This window comes from Schnuerera sp. (assembly GCF_035459645.1).
Lineage (GTDB): Bacteria > Bacillota > Clostridia > Tissierellales > Tepidimicrobiaceae > Schnuerera.
In genome coordinates this window covers 1-5,557 of sequence record NZ_DATHXO010000439.1, presented here as the reverse complement: position 1 = coordinate 5,557, position 5,557 = coordinate 1, and the positions used below count along the sequence as shown (strand labels likewise).

The window sequence follows — 5,557 nt, the reverse complement described above, 5'->3', positions numbered from 1 at the left end:
TTCAGTTACTAATCCTATATATTTTTTATATTCTTCAAGACCTAATCTATCTAATGTTTCTTCCGTTGGTATTCCTTTTTCATCCCAACCTCTTACTTCATAGTATTCTGGCAGTAATTTATCAAGATGATGTATATGTCCTTCTGTAGGCCCATTTACTACAGGTTCTTCCAATAATCTCTTTGGTAGAGTATCTTGGGAACTGTCTATTCCTTCTCTTAAATTAAACAGTTTTTCCAAATTCCATACCCTTTCTCCAGCCTCTAGTAAAGAATCATCATCATATATATCTCCACATACTGCGTTATACATATCTACATAATCAGGTAATCCTAAGCCAAAAGTACTGAATACACATAGACCTATAGAATCTATTACAGCAGTTAAATCATGGAATACCTTAGCATAAGCGGCTTTTCCTTCTAAAGATAGTCTATCTAATTTTTCTGGATAACCTAGTATTTCTGGACTTATCATATATCCTTTTATATGACATCCTCCCCTATTATTCACTGCATAGGTAATACCATGCCCTTGAACTCCCCTTGGGTCATAAGCAGGAAGTTCTTGCTTTTTAACTGTCATAGAAAATTCAGGAACGCCGTATGATTCTGCCAATCTATAGGAACCATCAGTTAATTTATCACCAAATCCTTCTCTTAATGCCATCTTCTTGGTCCATCCTACTACAGCTTTTGCATCTCCCCAATTTAAACTTAAACCATCTTCTTCTATTTCTTCATCTTTTATATATCCTTTTTCATAAAGTTCCATAGCTGCAGCTATAGTTGCACCTGCCGAGATAGTATCTAAACCATATTCATTACAAAGCATATTGGCTTCATTTATAGCATTATAATCATATACATCACAGTCTGCTCCATAGGACCATATAGTTTCATATTCAGGTCCTCCAACCACTGAACCATCGGCTAATTTAACTACTCTACCACAAGCAATTGGACATCTATAACAAGCTTGTTTCTTAACTAAATACTTTTCAGTCATAGTCTCTCCAGATATTAAGTCTGCATTATCTGTATAGGATTTCTGGAAATTCCTTACTGGCAATACTCCAGATTCATTAATTATATTTACTAAAACAGCACTACCATAGGATGGAAGCCCTCCTCCTGCTACTGGATCGTCCCTTAATATTTTAATCTTTTCCGATGAAACTTTCTTAACCCTTTCTTCATCAAATAGTGAAACTTTTTTACTTCCCTTTACTACAACTGCTTTTAGGTTTTTAGAACCCATTACTGCACCTATACCGCCACGACCAGCAGCTCTATCTAAATCGTTCATTATAGACGCCATTAAAGATAACTTTTCTCCTGCAGGACCTATAGATAATATATTAACCCCCTCATAATCCTCTTTAATAATTTCTGTGGCTTCTGATACGGTTTTACCCCATATATGGGAAGCATCTCTTATTTCTATCTTATCATCTTCAATATATAGATATACTGGTTTATCAGCCTTGCCCTCGAATATTATGGCATCATGCCCTGTAGCTTTAAATTTAGGTCCCCAATATCCACCTGAATTGGCAATAGCAATAGTTCCTGTTAAAGGTGATTTACTTATAATCATATATCTTCCACTAGTAGGAACAGGTGCCCCAGTTAAAGCTCCAGTCGCTATTATAATTTTATTTTCTTCACTAAAAGGATCTACATTAGCTGGAACTTCATCCAACATAATTTTTACCCCAAGGCCTCTAGAGCCTAAATACTTCTGTGCTACCTTTAAATCTAATGGTTCTACTTTCACAGTCCTATTCGTCAAATTTACTCTCAATATCTTCCCCATATATCCACTCATATTTACTACCTCCCTATTAATTTATAATAACTTTAAATAATTTTACTTATTAGCATTCAGATTTTGCCTATATAATCATAGATAATGCATAATTTATGCCAAAAAATTAAAAGCCTTGATATCAAGCTTGATATCAAGGCTTTTATAATAACCGTTCAAAAACAGAGCAAATACCGCTATATATTTCGTTCCATAACAGACCACTGTTCAACATCGGAACAATCTATCCCATATTTATCCATCTTCCTATAAAGGGTATTTCTACCAATACCAAGGGCCTCTGCTGATTTTGTAATATTGCAAGAAAAGATTTTCAATACCTTTATTATATGTCTTTTTTCCATATAATCTAACATTAGATTTTCATATTTATATTCCTTTAGCCCATTTAATTTAAGTCCTTCTTCATCTTCTTTTCCATTTGGTATATAGCCTAAATTTATTGACAACTCAATAAAATTTTCTAGTTCCCTAACATTACCTGGCCAGTCATAGTCCATTAGTTCATCTAATTTTTCTTCAGATATGAGAACTTTTTTCTTATTTAGCCTATTAGATATTTTCTCCATAAAATAATCTATTAATAAGGGAATATCTTCTTTTCTTCTTTTTAATGGTGGAATCCTTATAGGCAACACATTTAATCTATAGAATAAATCCTTTCTAAAATTACCCTTTTCCACTTCTTCTTTTAAATCTCTATTACTGGCTGCTATTATCCTTACATCAACAACTTTTTGATCTAGTCCACCTATTCTAGAAACTACACCCTCTTCAATTACTCTTAAAAGCCTAGTCTGCATATCATAGGGCATCTCACCTATTTCATCTAAAAATATAGTTCCTCCATGGGCTATTTCAAACTTTCCTAGCCTACCTTCCTTCTTTGCACCAGTAAAAGCCCCTTCTTCATATCCAAATAATTCGGATTCAATTAAACTTTTGGGGATAGCACCGCTATTGATAGCAACGAAAGATTTATCTCTTCTATTGCTATAATTGTGTATGGATTGTGCAAATACTTCTTTTCCAGTACCTGATTCCCCTGTAATAAGTACAGTAGATTTAGAATCAGATACCTCCTTGGCAAAACGAATTAACCTATTGAAGTTCTTATCTTTAGAAATTATTTTATCAAAAGTATAAATTGCTTTATTGTCTATTATCTTATTTGTTAGTTTTCTTTCCTTTTTTATATCATTAAAAATATATATCATATCAATTTTTTTATCATCAATTCCATGTATAGGATATGATGACATATTAAACCTAATCTTATTTGTTCTTGCCTTAACATATACTTCTTCTTCTATTATATTTCTTCGTTTCTGCAACAGTTTTTCTACTGTATCTGGATGTTGAAATAGATTACATATAGGTTTTCCCATTACTTCTGCTAATTTATAACCAAACATATCCAGTAATTGAATATTAACATTCTTAACATAACCATCTATACCTGTTATAGCAATTCCTAAAGGTATGTTATTTAAAATATTATTCACATATTCTTTATAATCCATGTTTATCACCTAACTCCATCATCTGTGTTGTTATAATACATTATACCCACTTTATCTCCTGCTTTTACAATTCCATTTTTTAATACTCTAGTAAATAATACTTCCTTCGATAGTGGACATGGATCATTTAATATAAATAGATTGCATTCAGGAAAACATCTTTTTCCTATATGAGTTATTTCTTGTATGGTTTCACCTATAATGACCTTTTGGCCTATAAAAAATTTTTCAATATTTAATCCTTCAATTGTTATATTTTCATAAAATCTTTTTCCACAAATCCCTTTGGCACCTTCTCCTTCTATATATTTTCTAGCTCTTTCAGTAGCAATGGAAACTTGCCTATCTCCACCTATTCCATTAATATCTCCAACTAAACCTTTTTCTCTTTTAAAATACCCTTCCTCAATCCTTTCAATGTTTCCACCTTTTTTCCTCTTTATAAATAGAGAATTTACCTTCATCTAAAGCACCTCTATACTATCTCCTGGTTTAACAACTCCACCCTTTATTATTTTTGTAAATATACCCTCTTTAGGCATTATACATTTTCCTACTTTCTTGGAAATTGCACATCCGCTATGGCATTCTTTACCTATTTGAGTTACTTCTTGTATGGTTTCTCCAATTTTTAATTTTGTTCCTACCGGAAGCTCATATAATATTATTCCCTCAGTAGTAATATTTTCTGCAAAATCACCATGGTTTAAATCTTCAATCCCCATTTGTTCTACCTTTTTAAAACTTTCGATTCCAAGTAAACTAACTTGTCTATGCCATTTTCCTGCATGGGCATCTCCTTCCAATCCATAATCCTCAATAAAAACTCCTTTTTCTATAGGTTTTTTAACTACACCTTTTTTTTCAGATATATTTATATCAATTACCTTGCCAATCATATTTTACACCTCTCCCTATTAATCTTCTTTCCTAATATATTCACCAGATTTACCACCGGATTTTTCCAATAATTTTATCTCTTCAATAACCATTCCTTTATCCACTGCTTTACACATATCATATATAGTTAAAGCAGCTATGGATACAGCTGTTAATGCTTCCATCTCTACTCCAGTTTTACCTATAGTTTTTACCTCTGATTCTATTTCTATGGCCTCATCTAGTATATTAAACCTAATATTGGAGCCTGTTATAAAGATATTATGGCACATGGGGATAAGTTCACTAGTCCTCTTAGAACCCATAATACCTCCTATTTGCGCCACTGATAGTACATCCCCTTTTTTTATCAATCCATCCTTAATTAACTGTACGGTTTCTCTTTTCATCTTTATCCTTCCATAAGCTTTAGCTACCCTTTTAGTGTCTTCTTTGTTTCCTACTTCCACCATATGTGCTCTGCCTTCTTCATTAAAATGAGTAAATTCCATTTTAGCCTCCTATTTGGTACATTTTTTTAGACACATATTTCCCATCTTCCAAATGATGAGATTCTGGTTTTTGTCCTATAGCATCTATTATTATCTTCTCTATATCCTGTCCATTTCTTAAAGTTTCTTTTAAATCTATTTCATCATTAGAGTGAAGACATAATTTCAGTTTCCCTTGAGCTGTTAACCTGACTCTGTTGCAGTATTCGCAAAATTTACAAGAAATTGGATTAATTAATCCAACCCTTCCCTTACCCTTAGGTAATTTATAATAAACTGCAGGAGATGATATATCCTCCCTTGCCACCGAAACCAGCTCTGGTACTTTTTCTAATACAATTTCATTAGATACAAAATTTTTTGATTCTAGTTTTATAGCTTCTCCTATAGGCATCAATTCAATGAATCTTATATCTATATCTTCTTTTTCTGTTATTTTTACTAAATCTATTATCTCGTCATCGTTAAATCCACCTATTAAAACTGTATTAATTTTTATAGGAGTTAAACCTACTTCCTTTGCAGCCTCAATTCCTTCTAAAACATCTTTCAACTTACCAGTTCTAGTTATATTTTTATATTTGTTTTCATCTAATGTATCTAAACTAATGTTAACCCTTTTTAATCCTCTAATCTTTAATTCCTTTGCATATTTTTTTAATAATACTCCATTAGTAGTTATTGCAAAATCTTTTAGTCCTTCTAATTTCCCAATTCTTTCAACAATATCCAGTATACCAGCTCGTAATAAAGGCTCTCCGCCAGTAAGTCTAATCTTTTTTACTCCTAGTTTCACAAAAACTTTTGCTATTT

6 protein-coding genes are annotated in these 5,557 nt (G+C 32.1%); all 6 read right to left on the bottom strand.

What is annotated here, in order from left to right; genetic code table 11:
- The coding region (locus VK998_RS10385) for an aldehyde ferredoxin oxidoreductase family protein (protein ID WP_325228057.1) at window positions 1-1,830 on the bottom strand (1,830 nt) is incomplete at its 3' end.
- A 176-nt stretch (window positions 1,831-2,006) separates the two neighbouring features.
- On the bottom strand, window positions 2,007-3,353 hold the full coding sequence (locus tag VK998_RS10380; protein ID WP_325228056.1) for a sigma-54 interaction domain-containing protein: 1,347 nt from the start codon (window positions 3,351-3,353) through the stop codon (window positions 2,007-2,009).
- A 5-nt stretch (window positions 3,354-3,358) separates the two neighbouring features.
- Window positions 3,359-3,817, bottom strand: coding sequence for an MOSC domain-containing protein (locus tag VK998_RS10375; RefSeq protein ID WP_325228055.1), 459 nt, complete (start codon window positions 3,815-3,817; stop codon window positions 3,359-3,361).
- Complete coding sequence (locus tag VK998_RS10370) at window positions 3,818-4,252, bottom strand: MOSC domain-containing protein (protein ID WP_325228054.1); 435 nt, start codon at window positions 4,250-4,252, stop codon at window positions 3,818-3,820.
- An 18-nt stretch (window positions 4,253-4,270) separates the two neighbouring features.
- The gene (moaC, locus tag VK998_RS10365) at window positions 4,271-4,744 is read right to left on the bottom strand and encodes a cyclic pyranopterin monophosphate synthase MoaC (protein WP_325228053.1); all 474 of its coding nucleotides are present in this window, start codon (window positions 4,742-4,744) and stop codon (window positions 4,271-4,273) included.
- Between the two features lies 1 nt (window position 4,745).
- On the bottom strand, window positions 4,746-5,557 hold an 812-nt coding region (moaA, locus tag VK998_RS10360), incomplete at its 5' end, for a GTP 3',8-cyclase MoaA (RefSeq protein ID WP_325228052.1).